The sequence below is a fragment of the Bacillus sp. Nf3 genome (assembly GCF_003028545.1).
Taxonomy (GTDB): Bacteria; Bacillota; Bacilli; order Bacillales; family Bacillaceae; genus Bacillus; species Bacillus safensis.
In genome coordinates this window covers 355,856-376,092 of sequence record NZ_PYUA01000001.1, presented here as the reverse complement: position 1 = coordinate 376,092, position 20,237 = coordinate 355,856, and the positions used below count along the sequence as shown (strand labels likewise).

The window sequence follows — 20,237 nt, the reverse complement described above, 5'->3', positions numbered from 1 at the left end:
GGACGATATACGATGAATTCAATCTTACTTTTACAGCTCACTCTTATTCTTTGCAGCCTATTATTAACGATCGGAGTCATCATCTATTTAAAACAACAAATGGAACTGATCATCTTACCGATACAGCATGTTGGACAAAAACTAGTGCATCCGCTGCTTGAAAAACCATCACCTATTCCAGTAAATGATTTACTGCAAACCAACAGTAAGCAGCAGCTGCTTATTTTCACTGATACATCATGTCCGCATTGCATTCCATCACTTGAACAATTCCTAGAAACGAAAAAGCAGCGTAAATTAGACGTTTCATTTAGTATTTTGCTAAAGAATGGGCAAACAGAGGATCAAGAATTATATCGTGATAATAAAACCAACATGCGAATTATTCCAGTGGACGAACAAATGATAGACACATTCCAAATTGAAGAATTTCCGTATTACATCATGGTAGAAGAAGATGAAATCATCTCATATGCAGCACCTTTTCCGGATGGTCTTTATTCAAGGATATCTGCAAAATAAAGATAAATGAGGCATGTGAAGAATATCAAACACATGCCTCATTTTTTTATTGTAGATCTGAGTGAACATCTAGATCTTTTTCCCCTACAGCAGCTTCAATTGCTTCATCTGAAGCCTGTTCCTCAGCTTGTTCAAACTCGCTCCGTGCCTCATTTGAAATGTCTACTTGGTCACCATGCTGATTCACAGTAACAGACGAAGAAGACGTCTCTTTTTGAGCCTCTTTCTCTAGTTCCTTTAATTTAGAAACATGAAGTTCCAAATCTTTACCTTGCTGAACTAAAGTAAGTTGTTGAAATAATGCCTTTCTCTCTTCTGGAGAATGGTCACCTTGAACAATTTGAGCCGCTTGGGTTAAAAAAGAATTTGATGATTGACCCGCTTGACGCCTATTTGACGTCTGCATAGCATTTGTTAAGAATGAAATTGAAGATATGCTCATGCGTTCACATCCTATTAAATAAGATCCTTAGATTTAGCAACCACATCTAACGCGTTCTTGACTAGTACAAATCTCACCTGTGTCACGATCCACGTAGTAACGGAAAGTTCCAACACCTTGAAGGAAACAAGTCGGTGCTGATTTGCATGAAGTGACTAATTTTTGCAAAATACATCTTGCAGCAGCAGGTTGAACATTGGTCATTTTGTTTAAGAAACGATCTAACATATGAATTCCACCTTCCAATTTTTATGGTAATACAACACAATAATAACCAATTACAAGACAACTAACAACATATTTTGATAAATTTACTAATTATTTTATACTACCAATCTTATTTATGACATAATTTGTCGATAATTTTAATAGTAAATGTTACTTTTTTCTTATTTGGAAATAATTTATTTATCCATAAATAGTGAAGTGAAGATAGAAACATTTTCATTAATCAACATTCACTCTTCCTAAAGTACTACTTACTCAAGTATGATAAAGAGTGAATACATAAAGGAGTGAACACCAATGCAACAAACTGAGAAAATCATTCAATCTCTTCATTCAATCGTAAAGTGGGGAAAGGTTGGTAGTATCTTTCTCTATATTTCAGGCGGTCTGGCTATTCTTATTGGTTTTTGGCTTGTTCTTCCTGCAGCCCTTGGCGTCTTCCTCATTATGATGGGAATCCATGTACAAAAATCTGTAAAAGCAGCTGAACAATTGATTCACGCTCCTGATACTTCTTACGAAGAATTATTAGAACAATACGCTAAGATGATGAAAATGCAGACACTGTTTGCCATTTCAAGTATTGCCGCAGTTATTCTTTCATTCATTGCCATTGTTTTGATGCTTATACTAGGCGGGTTAGCCTTCCTCCAAGAAATTCCTTATGATGTCCAGCAATATGAAGGTGATTACGAACAAGAACTCGGTGACTTTTATTAATGGAGTGGGGTATCAATGGTCGTTCGATACCCCTTTTGTTTTTATCATTTGGATTGGATTATCCTCCTATGCTTGACATTCAGTTTTGTTCATTTTAAAATACAAATCGTAACTATTACGAATTAAAGGAGGACCCTATTACTTATGCGCGTGAAAATTACGTTGGCCTGTACTGAAACAGGTGACAGAAACTACATCACAACAAAAAATAAAAGAACGAATCCCGACCGATTGGAGTTAAAAAAATATTCTCCTCGATTAAAGAAATATACCCTTCATAGAGAAACAAAATAAATTTTTTAGATTATAAATCGTAATGATTACTTTTTAAGTGAGGCGGAAAACAAAATGATCGTTTTCAAAAGGACAAAAACAAATGAATAAGCGTATACCTGTTACAGTATTAAGCGGCTTTTTAGGAGCAGGAAAAACAACGATATTAAATCATGTTCTTCAAAATCGCAAAGGATTAAAAGTGGCTGTGATCGTCAATGACATGAGCGAAATTAATATTGATGCAGAACTAGTCAAACAAGGCGGTGAGCTTTCTCGATCAGATGAGAAACTAGTTGAATTATCTAACGGTTGTATTTGCTGCACTTTGCGAGAAGACTTGTTAATTGAAGTAGAACGCCTTTGTAAGGCAGGTAATATCGATTATATTGTCATTGAATCAACTGGAATTAGTGAACCAATTCCCGTCGCTCAAACGTTTTCTTATATTGATGAAGAAATGGGCATAGATTTGACCCGCTTTTGCCGTCTAGATACGATGGTCACAGTAGTAGATGCAAATCGCTTCTGGACTGATTTCCAGTCAGGAGAGAGTTTATTAGATCGTAAAGAAGCGGTTTCCGATGACGACGAACGAGAAATTTCAGATTTACTCATTGATCAAATTGAATTTTGTGACGTGCTCATTATCAATAAATGTGATCTAGTATCGCCCTCAGAGTTAGATCGACTTGAGCATGTTCTGAACAAACTACAACCAGAAGCATCTATCATCAGAACCTCACAAGGTAAAGTACAGCCAGATGACATTTTGAATACTGGTTTATTCGACTTTGAAAAATCAAGCGCTTCTGCTGGATGGATCAAAGAGATTAACGCAGGACATGCTCAGCATACGCCGGAAACAGAAGAATACCAAATTTCATCCTTTGTTTACGAAAGAAGACTCCCTTTTCATACAGGCAGGCTGAATAATTGGTTAGATCAGATGCCTGAGCAGGTCGTTCGTGCGAAAGGTTTTACTTGGCTTGCCACACATCATGATTTAACCATTTTAATTTCACAAGCTGGAAAATCTGTTGCGATTGAACCAATTGCATACTGGATTGCTGCTTTGCCTGAGCAAGAAAAAACACGGATATTAAATCAGGAACCAGAGCTTCTAGATGAGTGGGATGCAGAGTTTGGTGATCGTCATACAAAACTTGTGTTTATCGGTGTGGATTTGCCTAAAGCAGAAATTATTCGCACTCTTGATCAATGCTTGCTCACACCTGAGGAATTTGATCAAGATTGGACTACATTTGAGGATCCCTTTCAATGGAAAATACAAAATTAGGCCAGGAGGGTTTTAATTGGCAAAGAAATCTAAGATTGCTAAAGAAAGAAAACGACAGCAGCTTGTATTGAAATATGCAGAATTAAGGAAAGAGTTAAAAGAAAAAGGTGACTATGAAGCTTTACGGAAATTACCTAGAGACTCTTCCCCTACCCGCTTAAAAAATCGCTGTGAATTAACCGGCCGTCCAAGAGGTTACTTAAGGAAATTCAAAATGTCTAGGATTGCTTTTCGTGAGCTTGCCTATAAGGGTCATATCCCTGGGGTGAAAAAATCGAGCTGGTAAAGAATGATTTGATCTTATCACAGCACTCGGAAAAATAAAACGGCACAAAACAATGAAAAATCTATTTTCAAGTCTTATCTCATGCTTTTTGAAGTTCAAAATAGGCATTTAAAAACCAGCAGAATCTCTGCTGGTTTTTTATACTGAATGAGTTCATAAGATAAAATAACCTTTTCTCAAAAAAGGATTTTCAACAATGATTATGCCAATTTTCCTTCTTTTCAAAAATACCTGATCATGATACTTTGTTGTCATTATCCACCGATATATGACATTTCAACCTTTTTCTGATCTTTTTTCTGCTCTCTCTCAGCTGAATATTGATCATGTCTATTCGACCATAGTTCCTTTAACAAGTTTGCTAACTCTTCATTATCTTTTGTCGTACGAATCATCCGTTTCAGATCAAAACCCGATGATGCAAACAGACATGTAAACAATTCCCCGCGTGCAGATAGCCTTGCTCTGTTACATGTTCCGCAAAAAGCATCTGAAACGGAAGAAATAATGCCTATCTCTCCTGAACCATCTTTGTAAAAAAATCGGTTGGCTACTTCACCTGTATATTGAGGTGGTTCAGGTTTGATAGGATATGTTGAATCAATTAATTCAATTATTTCATTCTTTGTCATGACATGTTCTAGATTCCATTTATTCGTATTACCGACATCCATAAACTCGATAAACCTGAGAACGTGTCCTTCTTTTCTAAAGTAAGCCGCCATTGGTAGGACATCCTGATCATTCACACCTTTTTGAACAACCATATTAATCTTGATAGCAAGTCCAGCCTTTTTTGCCGCCTCAATGCCATCAAACACTTTTTGGATAGAAATGTGCCTTCCGTTCATTTGCTTAAAACGATCGGGATTTAATGAATCTAAACTAATGGTGACTCTATTAAGACCAGCTCTCTTTAACTGATCAGCATATAAAGGTAAAAGCGTTCCATTGGTTGTCATCGCAATGTCTTCAATCCCTGGAATTTTTGCGAGCTTTTCTATTAAGACAGGCAGATCCTTCCGCATTAAAGGTTCCCCGCCCGTGATGCGTATCTTTACCACACCTAGATTCTTTACAAAAAGGGTAGCAAGTCGTTCAATTTCTTCGAAAGTAAGCAGTTCTTCTTTTTTCAAGAAAGGATAATCTGGTCCAAAAATTTCAGCAGGCATACAGTACGTACATCTAAAGTTACAGCGATCAGTTACTGATATTCTTAAATCGCGCAATGGTCGATGTCTTTTATCTAAAATACTGTCCATACTTTGCCTCCTATTCTGTAATACGCTGAGGATGAGTGTAAATATTAAAGGATTTTCCTCTGACGAATCCAACTGTCGTAATATTTAATTCTTCTGCCATTTGAAGCGCTAGCTCAGTAGGTGCTGATTTTGAAATGACGATAGAGACTCCTAGTTTTGCTGCCTTCAATAGAACTTCTGACGATATCCGGCCGCTAAACACAAGAATTTTATCTCTAAGTGGGATTCGCTGGAGTAAACAATATCCATAAATTTTATCTAAAGCATTATGTCTTCCTATATCAGTTCTAGTGATGAATAGCTTCTCTGTGTCACACAGTCCAGCATTATGCACTCCGCCAGTATGTTGAAATAATTGACTTTCTTCTTGCAAACATTTCATGAGATGCATACAGGTTTCAGCAGAAATACTAATTCGATCAATGGCTGTTTTTGCCGTCTTCACATCTTGAAGAAAATAAAAGTGTCTTCCTTTCCCGCAGCATGAACCAATCACTCGTTTTGTAAAATCTGATGAATCAAATCCACTTGAGTGAACTAAATCAACATAGGCAAAACCCATACTTTCATCTATTGTAAACCTTTTAATCTCATTTTCAAATCGAATGACCCCTTCTGAAGCCAAAAAGCCGATAACCAATTCTTTCAGGTGCTCTGGTGAACAAACAAGTGTCACAAATTCTTCTCCATTCACCATCACAGTTAAAGGAAATTCTTCTACAATTTCATCAGATTTGCATGTAAACTGGCCTTCACGGTATTGGTGTATGACTCGTTTCTTTTTAACAGAAGGATTCATTGTATGATCTTCCTTTCAATGCAAATTTAGTTATATGATCCAATCAAATTGTGATATTATTTTAAAAAGTCATGAAAATGTAACATATTTCTATCTTATCAAACTTCTTGATTGCTTTATATGGGGGGAACAAAATGAACAAATCGAAAAATCGCTGGCTCATTGCAACAAGTGCTGTAGGAATTCATTTATCTATTGGGTCCGTTTATGCTTGGAGTGTTTTTACGAATCCTTTACATGAAGCCTTTCAGTGGTCATTAACAGAAATCAGTCTCACCTTCAGTATTGCTATTTTGTTTTTAGGTTTATCTGCTGCTTTCATGGGACATTTCGTTGAAAGGTACGGTCCAAAGGCATCGGGGCTCTTCTCAGCTATTTTCTTCGGCATCGGAATGACTGGATCAGGATTCGCTGTCCACATGTCCTCACTGCCTCTCCTCTATTTATTTTATGGTGTACTCGCTGGAATAGGTTTAGGTGTAGGCTATATTGCACCTGTATCAACTCTAGTCAAATGGTTTCCGGATCGAAGAGGGCTTGCAACCGGATTAGCCATTATGGGGTTTGGATTTGCTTCTCTTATTTGTAGCCCAATTATTCAATTTCTCATTGAAAAAGTGAATATCGCAAATACTTTTTATATTCTTGGAATCTCCTATTTTATCATCATGGTGATCTCATCTCTTTATTTATCACCACCAACACCTGATGACGTCAAGCAATTTGACGCATTCAAAACAAAGCAAAGAAAAATTCCTCAAGATTTATCACAGCTTACAGCAAATGAAGCGATCAAGACAAGACGTTTTTATTATTTGTGGCTTATGCTTTTTATTAATATCACTTGCGGAATTGCTATTATTTCAGTAGCGTCACCTCTTGCTCAAGAAAGTGTTGGGTTCACTGCAGGTGCTGCCGCTACTCTTGTGGGCATTTTAGGTGCCTTTAATGGGTTAGGACGAATTGGCTGGGCATCGTTCTCAGATTATATAGGAAGACCGAATACGTACACGATTTTTTTCAGTATCCAGCTCATTGCTTTTCCTTTACTCCCCTATTTAAAAGAACCGCTTATCTTTTCAATCGTCATGGCGATCATTTATACATGCTATGGAGGAGGATTTGCTTCAATTCCAGCCTATATTGGGGATTTGTTTGGTACAAAGCAGCTTGGTGCCATACACGGTTATATTCTGACGGCTTGGGCCGCTGCGGGTTTAGCAGGACCCCTATTTTCATCCTTCATCCGAGATATAACAGGTAATTACACACAGAGTCTTATGGTGTTCTCTGGCTTATTTTTCATCGCTTTTATCATATCACTTCTTATTCGGAAGGATATTCAGCAGCTGAGAGAAACAAGCCCACCTGCTGCTTCCTCTGTCTCAGCCCGACCTTAATTTGAATTTGACAGAATCACAATCTAAAGGTAATTTTTAGATATGAAAACGCTTTACAAAGTAATAGGAGGGTGATGATCTCATGGGGAAAACTAAACATAAGGGGCCTGTTAAACTCAATAAAAAACCCTCACCAAAGCTATGGGCCTCTTTTGCACCAATGGGGCTTGGCAAAGTGAAACCGAAACACATTCGAGATACGATGAAAGTGGCATGGGAGAACAAAGATAACCTTCCCTACGCGTACCGTATTTTAACGCAGGGCGTTTGTGACGGCTGTGCCCTTGGCGTCTCAGGACTGTATGATCAAACGCTCGCAGGACCCCATATATGCACTACAAGACTAAATGTACTTCGTCTTAACACAATGCCAGCTATTGATCCAAAATGGTTTGAAAATATTCATCAGCTAAAGCAAATGGACAGTACCTCTCTTCGCAAGCTTGGGCGAATTCCTTATCCATTGCTCCGAAAAAAAGGTGACAATGCCTTTACACGTATTTCTTGGGATAATGCACTAGATCAAATCGCAGCTAAAATTCAATCAATTGATAAACGGCAGCTTGCTTTCTATTTAACCGCCAGAGGAATTACAAATGAAGTTTATTATACCGCTGCAAAGGCAGCTCGATTTATAGGGACCAATCATATTGATAATGCTTCTCGCATTTGCCATTCACCAAGTAAAACCGCTCTTAAACGGTCCCTTGGCATCGGTGCTTCCAGCTGTAATTACAGTGATTGGATTGGAACGGATGTATTAATTTTTTGGGGATCTGTCGCAGCAAACAATCAGCCTGTTTCCACTAAATACATGTACGCTGCTAAAAAGAAAGGGACAAAAATTATTGTCATCAATCCGTATAAAGAGCCTGCCATGGAAAAGTACTGGGTTCCTTCTATTCCAGAGAGTGCTTTATTCGGGACAAAAATTGCGGATGATTTTTACCAAGTCAATATAGGCGGAGATATTGCATTTATGAATGGCGTCATCAAGCATTGGTTTGACATGGAGCAGCATGCTCCCCATTCAGCTCTTGATCACGAATTTATTCAAAACCATACAACAGGCATACAGGATTTAAAACAGCATGTCGCACAGTTGAAGTGGGAGGACCTAGAAGCATCATCAGGTTTATCAAAAGAAAGAATGAAGGATTTTGCAACACTGCTTGCCAATGCTAATTCAGGTGTTTTTATTTGGAGTATGGGCCTTACTCAGCACCGCTTTGCAACTGATAATATATCACAGGTTGCCAACCTTGCCATGCTGCGAGGATTCATTGGCAGAAAACATTGTGGTGTCATGCCAATTCGGGGGCATAGCGGCGTCCAAGGTTCCGGTGAAATGGGCGCTGATCCATTTGTTTTGCCGGGAAGTGATTTTGATGAAGAGAATATTGAAAGAATCGAACATATATGGGGATTTGACATTCCTAAATGGCATGGTGACACCATTGGGCAATCCTTTGAGAAGATGGCTCTCCCAAAAGATCATCCACAAAAACTCAAAATGCTGTTTACGAGTGGTGGAAACTTTTTAGAAACGATGCCAAACCCAGAAGCGATTGAAAAAGCATTATCTGAACTTGAACTCCGTGTCCACCAAGATATCATTTTGAATACCTCTACGCTGGTAGACGCTGAAGAGGCGGTAATTGTGCTGCCTGCTATGACAAGATATGAACAACCAGGCGGCGGCACATCAACCAGTACAGAACGCATGGTATATTTCAGTCCAGAAATTGAAGGACCTCGTATTGAGGAAGCCAGAGCAGAATGGGACATTTATGTTGATCTTGCGAAAAGGGTCCGCCCAGAAGATGCCGAGCTGATTCATTTTGAAACAGCTGAAGACATTCGTCGTGAGATAGCGATGGCCAATCGAAACTATGATGGCATCCAGCATTTACGGCATAAGGGAGACGTGTTTCAATGGGGAGGCGCTTGGCTTTGTGAAGATGGCGTATGTCCAACGCCAGACGGAAAGGGGCATCTGCTTCCTGCTCAGCTGCCTCAATATCGAAAAACTGAAGGACATTTCAATATCACGACAAGAAGAGGAAAGCAATTCAACTCCATGATCTACAGTGAAAAGGATGCCTTTAATGGTGGAAAACGTCATTCTATCCTAATGAATGAAGAAGATGCAAAAGAGCTTTATGTCCAAGAAGGTGATCCAGTTGTTCTCTTTAATCAATATGGATCCTATCAAGGAGTGGCTCAATTCGGAGAGTTAAGACGTGGCAATATCGCAGTTTATTGGCCGGAAGGGAACGTTTTAATTCCTAAAGGTGTGTATGAGAGTTACTCACAGATTCCCGAGTATAATACGGCTGCCATATTAGAAAAAGCCGAAACCTTCCATGCAAGAAAGGATCAGCATTACGTGGAGAAACGAATTGATGAATTAGAAACGACTTTGAATTAATTGTCAACTTAAAAACAGCTGGGGTTGTTTCCCCAGCTGCCATTCACTCTCTACCGACCAAAAGCGCTCGCTTCTTGTTGAAGAATGCGGTTCAATTCTTCGGCATTTGCAGCCGGTTGATACTGTCCTCCACCCGCTTTTGCAACAGATTTTAAACTTTTTACTTCTTTTTCATTTACGTCGAAGCCAATGATATTGACAATTGTATCTATTCCTTCTTCATGTAATTCCTTTGCTGCTTGTGAAGGGCTTCCACCACAAGTTTCTTCACCATCACTGACAACATAAACAATATTTTTCCCTTCAGCCTGGTGATCTTCAAAATCTTGTTTCGTATCAGTTAATGCTTTTGCAAGTGGTGTCCAGCCAGTTGGCTTATACACATTTAGTGCTTGCTGAAATGTTGATGGCTCATATGATCCAAATCCGTAAACGGCTTCAGAACTTGAACAAGAAATGGCTTTCCCTGCATTTTTATTGGTTCCTTCATGACCAAACACACGAAGTAGAACTTGTGTATCTTCTGATAAAATGCTCGCAAAGCTTTGAATAGATCGTTTGGCGATATCGATTTTCTTTTCACCTTCAACTGATTGTGCCATGCTGCCGCTTAAATCGAGTAATATCACCACATGAGCAGGCGGCTCTTGTTTTGTTACAGCATGAGCTGGTGAAGAAAGAAGCAGGACAAGACTAGCCAAAATGGTTAATATGATATTTCTTTTCATCAATAAAAACCTCCATTTTTTACTTTTGTACAGAAAAAGAGAAACGAAAGCATGAATCAATCGTTTCCCTTTTGTTCAGCAAGTTATTCGTGTAGTTTTAATGATTCTGCTGATAAGATAGAACCCATCTCTTTACCAGTGCTTGCTTGGTAGTAATGGCCTTTACCAGCTTTGGCTACTTGCTTCAATTGACCTTCATAGCCATCGTTAAAGTCTAACCCGATCACATTTACAACAGTTGATCCTTTTGAGTTATGCAATTCTTTTGCTACTTTTACTGGATCTCCGCCACAAGTTTCTTCACCATCAGTGATTAAGTACACAATATGCTTTGTTCCTTCAGTAAGCTGCTCATCCGCTTGCTTTGCATTTTCAAGTGCACGTGCAATCGGTGTCCAGCCATTTGGCCCAAGTCCGTTTAAAGAGTTTTCAAAGCTGTCTTTTTCATAAGGCTGTACGCCGTAAACGCCTCTAATGACTTCACATGATTGAGCTTTACCTGAATTTTTGTTGTTTCCTTCAGAACCAAACAAGCTCATACGAATTTTAGCGTCTTTTGGAAGTGATTGAGCAAATTTAAATACCTCTTGTTTGGCGAGATCAAATTTGCGCTCTCCCTCAACTTTTCTTGCCATGCTTCCACTTGCATCAAGCAAGATTGTGACTCTTACATCTTTATTATGTTTTTTGACTGTAGATGCTTCTGCAAATACTGGTGAAGAGATTGACATAGATAATGTCAATACAGCTAAGGTTACGAGTGAGAATACTTTTTTCAACATAATTTTCCTTCCTCCTTATGTATTTAATTGAAACATCTTAATCGTAAAATATTCTGTCTTGGAATGGTATAGGACTCGGTCCCTTTTTCTCTTTCATCAAAATCACTAAAATTCTGTCAGATGTCTAGATATTTTCACCTAACAGACCCTTTATCCTCTCGATTTCTCCTCCTTTTGAGGGGCTTTGTATCGGCCATCAGTTCTTATCGGGACATAAATGTTTAAGTTTTCCTTCGGTGCGTCTTAAGTCGCAATTTGTCACATTCTGTTCAAACCTCTTTGATCACACAAAAAAAATGCCCCATTTCTGAGGCACCTTTGCTTTATTTTTTAGCCATATACGTGTTGAGAAAACGATCGGCTGATTCGATTTGAATTCCTTTATAATAATGTTTCACGATGGCATCTACTTTTTTTCCAGCCTGCGCCATATAATGCGCACCATATTGACTCATGCCTACACCATGACCATATCCTTTTGTTGTAATGACAATCTGCTCGCCCTGGCGTTCCCATGTGAAGTCCGCTGAATGAAGGCCTAGTGATTCTCGAATGTCTCGGCCTGACAGTGTTTTACCGTTGATCACAGCTTTCGCTACTTGGTTTCCTGGTGTCCGTTCTACTATCTGTCCGACCTGAGCCTGCTGAGTGAGTGTCACGCCTAATTTTTGCTGAAATTCACTTACCGAGATGGTTTTCTTGTTTTGAAATTTTGGCGATTTTTCGTCCCATTTACTTGAGACACTTTTCAAATAAGGGATTTCGTTTTTCCAATAGGCTTCAGCATTTTCCGTTTTTCCATTACTTGTTGAAAAGAATGAAGCATCAATTGGTTTCTCGTCATAAGTCAGCACTTTTCCTTGTGTGCTGGCGACAGCTTCCGTGACCTTTTTTAATTTCCAATTGTACGCTTTCCCCCAAATTTTCTTGAGTTCTTGTTTGTTTTTGTACACCTGGAACATTTGGGTATCATCTACGAGCGAGCCCTTAGGTGATTTGACTGTCTTATCACTGATCATTTGTCTGACGATATACGTTCTTGCTGCGAGCGCTTGTGCCTTGAGTGCTTCCATTTCAAAATCAGCTGGCATTTCAGATGCTACGACACCGATCACATACTCTTCTAAGGGGATGTTTTCTACCTGCTGATGAGCAGAGCGATAGACGGGGATAGCGACGGGTGATTGCTTCAATTTGACTGAACCCTTCACTTCTTTTTTAACTGATGGTTCCGCTGCTACGTGCTGGCTGGCCGCCGGCTTCCCTTGGAATGTCGGCAACACAAGTAATGTTGGAATCATTAAAATGATGATGCATATTCCTGCGATTGTCCATATCATTGGTTTCATATTTGGCTGCCCCCATTTGTCATTGAATCTCTTTTATCCTATGGGCAGGGACAAGCTAATATGACAGCTTCTTTCATTTAGTGGACAAGTCTTTTATGAAGGTATGAGGCTGTTCTTCAAATGGATTTTACTGTTCGTCTGTATGAATAAAATTTAAGATGGTTGGATACACTAATGATAAGCTTTGTGAAATGAGGCATTCTATGAATCTAAAAAAAATCAGCATGCCCAATGGACACACTGATTTCTTTATGATTACGCGTTCAGATCTGATACAACTTGTTCTTGTGTCACATCTGCTGATTCATCGTTTACTCTTTCAATATCTGCACCGATTGCTGCAAGCTTTTGGTGGAAGTTCACATAACCACGGTCAATATGCTTCAACTCTGTGACACGTGTATGACCTTCTGCCACTAATCCAGCAAGTACAAGTGCTGCTCCTGCTCTTAAATCAGTCGCTGCCACTTCAGCACCTTGAAGTTGAACCGGCCCATTGATAATGACAGAGCGACCCTCAATTTTAATATCGCCATTCATGCGGCGGAATTCTTCAGCATGCATAAAGCGGTTTTCAAACACCGTTTCTGTGATCATGCTTGTTCCGTTCGCACGAAGCAATAGCGCCATCATCTGAGATTGCATATCCGTTGGGAACCCAGGATGCGGCATTGTTTTTAGATCGATTGGCTTGAGCTCAGATGGTCCAATGACTCTTAAACCTTCTTCTTCTTCAATGATCTGAATACCCATTTCTTCCATTTTTGCAACAAGTGATGTCATGTGCTCTGGCACTGCGCCTTTTACAAGAACATTTCCTTCTGTAATGGCTGCTGCCACCATGAAAGTACCTGCTTCAATTCTGTCAGGGATGATGTTGTGTTTTGCACCGTGAAGTGTTTCCACACCTTCGATTTTGATTGTACCAGTACCAGCACCGCGAACCTTACCGCCCATGGCATTGATGTAGTTTGCTAAATCAACAATTTCAGGTTCTTTTGCTACGTTTTCTAAAATTGTTGTTCCTTCCGCTAATGCTGCTGCCATGATGATGTTTTCAGTTGCCCCTACACTTGGGAAATCCAAATAGATTTTTGCACCTTTTAAACGGCCTTTTACTTCAGCCTCGATGAAACCATTACCTACTTGAATTTTAGCTCCCATTGCTTCAAAGCCTTTTAAATGCTGATCAATTGGTCTTGAACCAATTGCACAGCCTCCAGGTAATGCAACTCTTGCATGACCTGTTCTTGCTAAAAGTGGTCCCATGACAAGCACGGATGCTCTCATTTTACGGACATACTCAAACGGAGCCTCAGTTTCTAGTGCATGAGATGCATCAACTGATACTTCGTTATTTTCAAAATGTACTTCTGCTCCTAAATGACGTAACACTTCATTGATTGTATATACATCGGAGAGCGTAGGTACATCACAAATTACGCTTTTTTCTGTACTTGCTAACAAAGATGCAGCGATAACTGGTAAAACGGCATTTTTTGCGCCTTCTACTTTAACTGTGCCGTTTAACTTTTGACCGCCGCGGACGATGATTTTTTCCAAGGTCTTCCCCTCCGCGTCCCAAATTCTCTATATTAATATTCAGTCGTTACGATTGGTGTGCCAACCGTAATCGTATGATTTTCGTTCATTTCCGAACTTCTGATGGCAATTTGAACATTCATTTTATCATTTGAAGTCATAATGAACTGTTCCCACTTATCTGTGTAAGCGGAAAGCGACACAAAATTAGACTCAACGAGATACTCAACTGGTTTTGCTTGAAATTCATTTGCTAACGTTTCAGCTTTTTTTTGCAAAACAACATCCATCATACCATTTACATGACCATCGAGACAAGTAAAAATTACAATTTTCTCTTGTAATATGCTTTTTGCATGACGTACGAACTGATCATATGTATGCTCCCAGGTATTCAGTGGGCGAGCACCTTTTTGCTCATATAATAAATACGACTTTTGATTTGATTTTGTGTCGGTCTTTACGAGTAAAATTTTCGATTCTGTATCATTTTTTTCATCTTTGTAAATTCCTGTGACTTTGGTGACATGTTGTTCTTTTTTTTCGGTCCACTCATACTGTCGTAGTTCGTCTTTCAAACGTTTCACTTTTTTTGAAAATTGTTCGGATGAAATATCTACATTTGTTTTGGCATGAAGGGTCCATCCATCGACTTCAATTTGCTGATTTTTCAAACCTTCTGCTATTTGAGTGAGCGGAGAAGATTCTTCCGCACGAACACCTTGAATCATTAGAACAAAAAAAAGAATAAACGCAAATAATGGCCAACCTTTCAAATACTTTCTCACCTGTCATTCCCCCTTGCTACAAGTGTTGCCGCAAGGAGGTCAATGCATACGTGGAAAAGTCAACAAAAGGCGAGCCTTTTGACCCTTCATTTTATGTTCCCGCAGAAGGCCGTGACCAAACCTTTTATGTTAGAACATATAAGGAATTTGTCTGGAGAAATTTAAGTAATCAAGGAAGAAATTGCTGACCGCAGATGCGATGGCAATAGTAATGAGCATCATCAGCAGCCTTGCTTGAACGATTTTCCCTTTTTTAATGAGTGGATCAATATTTACAGCAAGCAGTGCCCACCATGTAACCGCGATAAAAAATAGGTGAATCACAATGCCCACGATTGCTTGTTGTCCTACGTCTTCCATACAGTTGAATCCTCCTTTTATTTATTTCTGTAAAGGAAAACTCCCTTTCATTATATCCTCGAAAATCGGAAAGATGAATCATTTGGAAAAAAGAGCTACATTTAGTGTGAATCCCCTCTTATCCTGATGCCAAGGAGATGATATACTGCGTGTGGAAGGAGCTGAACACATTGAAAGATTCTTTTCCTGACTTTGTTGATTTGTACGGAGAATTGGTTCCCTCATTTGATCATGAATGGGAGGCCATTGCTTTCTACTTTGATTATAGACAGACACAGCTAGAAGAATTAGCACAATTGTGTCATTTTCATAACATTTCTTTGGATTACTCTGAGGAAAGCCTGTATCAGTTAGAATCACTATACTTTGATGCATTGACCAAGCAGCTTTTCGCTGAGTGGAAAATGCCAATAGATGCATTAGAAGCGATGATGAGTGTGTATTTAGGAGAGGTTGTCATCCGTCATCATTCAGATGCTGACTGGGTAGTGCGGCCTTATATGGACTCTTCGCACCAATATACGCTTGGCTTACGCAGAAACAATAAAACATGGCATAGTAGTACGCAATTTTGCGAGCAGTTATATCTAGAAAAGCAAGCATCTCATCCTTATGTGTCGATGTATCAATCTCTCATGTCATCCTAAAAAAAAATCCTTCTTATCACTGTGATAAGAAGGATTTTCTGTTTTATTTCCCTGCTACATTTAAACGGTTTAACGCCCGTTTTAATGCGAGTTCCGCCCGGCGTACATCACTTTCATTCGGGTGGTTCAAATGCTCTTCAGCACGCTGTTTCGCTGATTTAGCGCGATCAACATCAACTTTGTCTGATGTTTCAGCGGCCTGAGCAAGAATCGTTACTTGTTCAGGGCGGACTTCAACAAATCCGCCACTTACTGCAACCAATTCAGTTGATCCACTATGTTTTAAGCGAACTGCACCGATTTTTAGCGGAGCAACCATTGGAACGTGGCCAGCTAAAATACCAAGCTCACCGCTTTCTGCTCTTACACTGACCATTTCCACATCCGCTTGATACACTGGGCCGTCGGGAGTAACGATATTGACTTGAACGGTCTTCATGCTTTTACCCTCCTAAGGACCAGATTAGGCCTCTACACCCATCTCTTTGGCTTTTTCAACCACTTCTTCAATGCGTCCAACTAAGCGGAATGCATCTTCTGGAAGGTGATCGTATTTACCAGATAAGATTTCCTTGAAGCCTTTAACAGTTTCTTTCAATGGCACATAAGAACCCTTTTGGCCAGTGAACTGCTCTGCTACGTGGAAGTTTTGAGATAGGAAGAATTGAACACGACGCGCTCTGTGTACAACAAGCTTATCGTCCTCAGATAATTCATCCATACCTAAAATGGCAATAATATCTTGCAGCTCTTTATAACGCTGCAATGTTTGCTGCACTTCACGCGCAATCGCATAATGCTCTTCGCCAACGATCTCAGGTGCAAGTGCACGAGATGTTGAAGCAAGAGGATCAACCGCTGGGTAAATACCCATTTCAGTCAGTTTACGCTCAAGGTTTGTCGTTGCATCAAGGTGAGCGAACGTAGTTGCTGGAGCTGGATCCGTATAGTCATCCGCAGGTACATAGATCGCTTGAATCGATGTAACAGATCCTACGTTTGTAGACGTGATACGCTCTTGCAGCTGACCCATTTCTGTTGCAAGTGTCGGCTGATAACCTACCGCTGAAGGCATACGTCCAAGAAGGGCTGATACTTCAGAACCTGCTTGTGTAAAACGATAGATGTTATCGATGAAGAACAATACGTCTTGACCTTGTTCATCACGGAAATGCTCTGCCATTGTCAAACCAGTTAGGGCAACGCGCATACGTGCACCCGGCGGCTCGTTCATTTGGCCGAAGACCATGGCTGTTTTTTCGATAACGCCAGAATCTTTCATTTCGTAGTAAAGGTCGTTTCCTTCACGTGTACGCTCTCCAACACCAGCGAATACAGAAATACCGCCGTGTTCTTGTGCAATGTTGTTGATCAATTCTTGAATCAGAACGGTTTTACCTACACCGGCTCCACCGAATAGACCGATCTTTCCACCTTTGATGTAAGGAGCAAGCAGGTCAACAACTTTGATACCTGTTTCAAGAATTTCAACTTCTGTAGAAAGTTGATCAAAAGAAGGCGCTTGTCTGTGGATTGGATCTCTTTGAGCTTCCACACCAAGTGGCTCATCTAAGTCAATGTTATCTCCCAGTACGTTGAATACACGTCCAAGTGTTACGTTACCAACTGGTACTGAAATTGGTTTTCCAAGGTCTACAGCTTCCATACCGCGCTTCACACCATCTGTTGATGCCATCGCGATGGTTCTCACTGTATCATCACCTAAATGTAGTGCTACTTCTAAAGTTAAGTCGATATCAACTTCACTTTCGCTTTCCGCTTTATGCGAAACTTTGATCGCATTATAAATCTCAGGCAAGTGACCGTCTTCAAAACGAACGTCTACGACTGGTCCCATGATCTGACTGATGCGTCCTGTTTTCATTGCATTCCCTCCTGACAATTATTTCTATTCTAAGGCAGCTGCTCCGCCGACAATTTCTGTAATCTCTTGTGTAATCGCTGCTTGACGAGCACGGTTGTAAGAGAGTGTCAGGCTGTCGATCAATTCTTTTGCGTTGTCTGTTGCACTCTTCATTGCTGTCATTCTTGCAGCATGTTCACTTGCTTTGCTGTCAAGAAGCGCACCGAAAATCAAACTCTCTGCATATTGAGGAAGGAGAACTTCAAGAATTTCTTCTTCAGAAGGCTCAAACTCATAAGATGCGGAACGTTTATTTGGTGTCGCTGCGGCCGAAAGGTCCGTTAGCGGCAATAATTTTTTCTCTGTTACTTCTTGTGAAATCGCACTGACAAAGTGGTTGTAGAACATGTAAAGTTCGTCAAACGCTTCATCAGAGAACATTTGAACTGTGCTGCTTGCTAATTCTTTAATATCAGCAAACGCTACTTCGTCTCCAAGCCCTGTTACTTCAGAAATAACTGGAATACCACGCTTTTTGAAGAAGTCGCGTCCGATTTTACCAATGACAATCACCGCATATTCATCAGCGGATTGATGACGAGATTGAATGGTTTGGTAAGCGGCACGCAAAATCGAGCTGTTAAAAGGTCCTGCAAGCCCTCGATCAGATGTAATGACGAGATACCCTGTTTTCTTGACAGGTCTTGAAAGAAGCATTGGGTGCTTAGCACTTGTTCCAGTTGCGATTGCAGCAACCACTTCCTGGATTTTCTCCATGTATGGAACAAAAGACTTCGCATTGTTTTCAGCACGATTCAGTTTCGCAGCTGATACCATTTGCATCGCTTTTGTGATCTGACTCGATTTTTTCGTTGACGTGATCCTTGACTTTATATCGCGTAATGAGGCCAAAGATTTCACCACCTTTTTTCAGGAATCCGTGTTCATTTACGTGAAAAGAGAGAAAAAGAGAATCTTTTTCTCTCGGAAAGATTACTAATTAGTTGCTTGGTGCAAACGTACGTTTAAAGCCTTCGATTGCTGTCTTCCACTCTTCATCAGCAGGCATATTTCCTGTTTGAGAGATTGTGTCAAACAAGCCTTTATGGTTTTCTTCAATGTACATGAATAACTCAGCTTCAAAACGTTTAACATCAGCAATGGCAACATCGTCTAAGTATCCTCTTGTTAGTGCGTAAAGAATCGCTACTTGTTTTTCAACTTTAAGCGGTTTGTTCAAGTCTTGTTTTAAGACTTCAACAGTTCTTGCACCACGGTTTAATTTCGCTTGAGTCGCTTGGTCTAGATCAGATCCAAACTGAGCGAAAGCTTCAAGCTCACGATAAGAAGCAAGATCCAGACGAAGTGTACCTGCTACCTTTTTCATCGCTTTGATTTGTGCAGAACCACCTACACGAGATACAGACAATCCTGCGTTTACCGCTGGACGTACGCCTGAGAAGAAGAGGTCAGATTGTAAGAAAATCTGTCCATCTGTGATGGAAATAACGTTTGTTGGGATATATGCAGAAATATCGCCAGCTTGCGTTTCTACGAAAGGCAATGCTGTGATAGAACCGCCACCCTTCTCGTCACTAAGCTTCGCTGCACGTTCTAATAAACGAGAGTGAAGATAGAAAACATCACCAGGGAATGCCTCACGACCTGGAGGACGACGAAGCAATAATGAAAGCTCACGGTAAGCTGCCGCTTGTTTAGAAAGGTCATCATACACAACAAGTACGTGCTTGCCGTTATACATGAATTCCTCACCCATCGTTACACCTGCATAAGGAGCAAGGTAAAGAAGTGGAGCTGGCTGTGATGCAGAAGCTGTGACAACGATTGTGTAGTCAAGCGCACCATGCTTACGAAGTGTTTCAACAACACCACGAACCGTTGATTCTTTTTGTCCGATCGCTACATAAATACAGATCATGTCTTGATCTTTTTGGTTTAGAATTGTATCGATTGCAACAGATGTTTTACCTGTTTGACGGTCACCAATGATCAATTCACGCTGTCCGCGGCCGATTGGAATCAAGGCATCAATTGCTTTAATTCCTGTTTGAAGCGGCTCATGTACAGATTTACGATCCATAACGCCAGGTGCTTCACTTTCGATTGGACGTGTTTTGCTTGTTAAGATTGGACCTAGTCCATCAACAGGCTGACCAAGCGGGTTCACAATACGTCCGATTAACTCTTCACCTACTGGAACCTCCATGATACGACCTGTACGTTTTACGTCGTCACCTTCGCGGATATCTTTGTAAGGTCCTAAAATAACGATACCTACGTTAGACTCCTCAAGGTTTTGAGCCATACCCATTACACCGTTAGAGAACTCAACAAGCTCTCCTGCCATAATGTTGTCAAGGCCATGTACACGCGCGATACCGTCCCCTACTTGAATGACTGTACCGACATCTTTTACTTCAATTTCTGATTGATAGTTTTGGATTTGCTGCTTTATCAGCGCGCTAATCTCTTCAGCTTTGATACTCACTAAGG

General features: G+C 40.2%; 22 protein-coding genes. 8 read left to right on the top strand and 14 right to left on the bottom strand.

Annotation, left to right across the window (positions count from 1 at the left end; genetic code table 11):
- The first annotated feature begins 12 nt into the window (after positions 1–12).
- The gene (locus C9414_RS01900) at positions 13–522 is read left to right on the top strand and encodes a thioredoxin domain-containing protein (protein WP_107162947.1); all 510 of its coding nucleotides are present in this window, start codon (positions 13–15) and stop codon (positions 520–522) included.
- A gap of 46 nt (positions 523–568) precedes the next feature.
- Here C9414_RS01900 and C9414_RS01895 read toward each other — a convergent pair whose 3' ends face one another.
- Positions 569–964, bottom strand: coding sequence for a hypothetical protein (locus C9414_RS01895; protein ID WP_107162946.1), 396 nt, complete (start codon positions 962–964; stop codon positions 569–571).
- Positions 965–997: 33 nt separating this feature from the next.
- A complete protein-coding gene (locus tag C9414_RS01890; RefSeq protein ID WP_073978875.1) occupies positions 998–1,192 on the bottom strand; it encodes a hypothetical protein in 195 nt (64 codons plus the stop codon).
- Between the two features lie 297 nt (positions 1,193–1,489).
- Here C9414_RS01890 and C9414_RS01885 point away from each other — a divergent pair, with 297 nt between their 5' ends.
- From C9414_RS01885 to rpsN, 4 genes are all read left to right on the top strand, one after another.
- The gene (locus C9414_RS01885) at positions 1,490–1,912 is read left to right on the top strand and encodes a DUF5362 family protein (protein WP_047202540.1); all 423 of its coding nucleotides are present in this window, start codon (positions 1,490–1,492) and stop codon (positions 1,910–1,912) included.
- A 144-nt stretch (positions 1,913–2,056) separates the two neighbouring features.
- On the top strand, positions 2,057–2,206 hold the full coding sequence (gene rpmG / locus C9414_RS01880) for a 50S ribosomal protein L33 (protein WP_003214771.1): 150 nt from the start codon (positions 2,057–2,059) through the stop codon (positions 2,204–2,206).
- Positions 2,207–2,288: 82 nt separating this feature from the next.
- The gene (locus C9414_RS01875; RefSeq protein WP_047202541.1) at positions 2,289–3,485 is read left to right on the top strand and encodes a GTP-binding protein; all 1,197 of its coding nucleotides are present in this window, start codon (positions 2,289–2,291) and stop codon (positions 3,483–3,485) included.
- A gap of 16 nt (positions 3,486–3,501) precedes the next feature.
- A complete protein-coding gene (gene rpsN / locus C9414_RS01870) occupies positions 3,502–3,771 on the top strand; it encodes a 30S ribosomal protein S14 (protein ID WP_107162945.1) in 270 nt (89 codons plus the stop codon).
- A gap of 254 nt (positions 3,772–4,025) precedes the next feature.
- On the opposite strand, the gene moaA is transcribed toward rpsN, so the two are convergent.
- Complete coding sequence (gene moaA, locus C9414_RS01865) at positions 4,026–5,033, bottom strand: GTP 3',8-cyclase MoaA (RefSeq protein WP_047202542.1); 1,008 nt, start codon at positions 5,031–5,033, stop codon at positions 4,026–4,028.
- Positions 5,034–5,043: 10 nt separating this feature from the next.
- Entirely contained in the window at positions 5,044–5,832 is a 789-nt protein-coding gene (fdhD, locus tag C9414_RS01860; protein ID WP_047202543.1) for a formate dehydrogenase accessory sulfurtransferase FdhD, read from the bottom strand.
- Positions 5,833–5,966: 134 nt separating this feature from the next.
- Between fdhD and C9414_RS01855 the strand changes: the two genes are divergently transcribed.
- Entirely contained in the window at positions 5,967–7,232 is a 1,266-nt protein-coding gene (locus tag C9414_RS01855; RefSeq protein WP_047202544.1) for an L-lactate MFS transporter, read from the top strand.
- 82 nt (positions 7,233–7,314) lie between these two features.
- Positions 7,315–9,663: an FdhF/YdeP family oxidoreductase gene (locus tag C9414_RS01850; protein WP_107162944.1), complete on the top strand. Its 2,349-nt coding sequence runs from the start codon at positions 7,315–7,317 to the stop codon at positions 9,661–9,663.
- 50 nt (positions 9,664–9,713) lie between these two features.
- Here the strand turns inward: C9414_RS01850 and C9414_RS01845 are convergent, their stop codons facing one another.
- The 6 genes from C9414_RS01845 to C9414_RS01820 all read right to left on the bottom strand — a co-directional run bounded on the left by C9414_RS01845 (position 9,714) and on the right by C9414_RS01820 (position 15,212).
- Positions 9,714–10,391 (bottom strand): VWA domain-containing protein, encoded by a 678-nt coding sequence (locus tag C9414_RS01845; RefSeq protein ID WP_107162943.1) that lies wholly within the window; start codon positions 10,389–10,391, stop codon positions 9,714–9,716.
- Positions 10,392–10,474: 83 nt separating this feature from the next.
- Positions 10,475–11,173 (bottom strand): VWA domain-containing protein, encoded by a 699-nt coding sequence (locus tag C9414_RS01840; RefSeq protein ID WP_039182096.1) that lies wholly within the window; start codon positions 11,171–11,173, stop codon positions 10,475–10,477.
- A gap of 323 nt (positions 11,174–11,496) precedes the next feature.
- Positions 11,497–12,522 (bottom strand): stage II sporulation protein D, encoded by a 1,026-nt coding sequence (gene spoIID, locus C9414_RS01835; protein WP_106025522.1) that lies wholly within the window; start codon positions 12,520–12,522, stop codon positions 11,497–11,499.
- Between the two features lie 255 nt (positions 12,523–12,777).
- Positions 12,778–14,085 carry a UDP-N-acetylglucosamine 1-carboxyvinyltransferase gene (murA, locus tag C9414_RS01830; RefSeq protein ID WP_024423722.1) on the bottom strand — a complete coding sequence of 436 codons (1,308 nt, stop codon included), beginning with the start codon at positions 14,083–14,085 and terminating at the stop codon, positions 12,778–12,780.
- Between the two features lie 32 nt (positions 14,086–14,117).
- Entirely contained in the window at positions 14,118–14,852 is a 735-nt protein-coding gene (locus tag C9414_RS01825; RefSeq protein ID WP_047202548.1) for a YwmB family TATA-box binding protein, read from the bottom strand.
- A gap of 129 nt (positions 14,853–14,981) precedes the next feature.
- A complete protein-coding gene (locus tag C9414_RS01820) occupies positions 14,982–15,212 on the bottom strand; it encodes a DUF1146 family protein (protein ID WP_024423724.1) in 231 nt (76 codons plus the stop codon).
- A 170-nt stretch (positions 15,213–15,382) separates the two neighbouring features.
- On the opposite strand from C9414_RS01820, the gene C9414_RS01815 reads away from it, so the two are divergent.
- A complete protein-coding gene (locus tag C9414_RS01815) occupies positions 15,383–15,859 on the top strand; it encodes a hypothetical protein (protein ID WP_107163163.1) in 477 nt (158 codons plus the stop codon).
- Positions 15,860–15,902: 43 nt separating this feature from the next.
- Here the strand turns inward: C9414_RS01815 and C9414_RS01810 are convergent, their stop codons facing one another.
- The 4 genes from C9414_RS01810 to atpA all read right to left on the bottom strand — a co-directional run bounded on the left by C9414_RS01810 (position 15,903) and on the right by atpA (position 20,232).
- Positions 15,903–16,298: a F0F1 ATP synthase subunit epsilon gene (locus tag C9414_RS01810; RefSeq protein ID WP_003214592.1), complete on the bottom strand. Its 396-nt coding sequence runs from the start codon at positions 16,296–16,298 to the stop codon at positions 15,903–15,905.
- Between the two features lie 24 nt (positions 16,299–16,322).
- Entirely contained in the window at positions 16,323–17,744 is a 1,422-nt protein-coding gene (gene atpD, locus C9414_RS01805; protein ID WP_008354929.1) for a F0F1 ATP synthase subunit beta, read from the bottom strand.
- A 24-nt stretch (positions 17,745–17,768) separates the two neighbouring features.
- A complete protein-coding gene (locus C9414_RS01800) occupies positions 17,769–18,635 on the bottom strand; it encodes a F0F1 ATP synthase subunit gamma (RefSeq protein ID WP_024423727.1) in 867 nt (288 codons plus the stop codon).
- A gap of 88 nt (positions 18,636–18,723) precedes the next feature.
- On the bottom strand, positions 18,724–20,232 hold the full coding sequence (gene atpA / locus C9414_RS01795; RefSeq protein WP_039182105.1) for a F0F1 ATP synthase subunit alpha: 1,509 nt from the start codon (positions 20,230–20,232) through the stop codon (positions 18,724–18,726).
- Between the last annotated feature and the right edge of the window lie 5 nt (positions 20,233–20,237).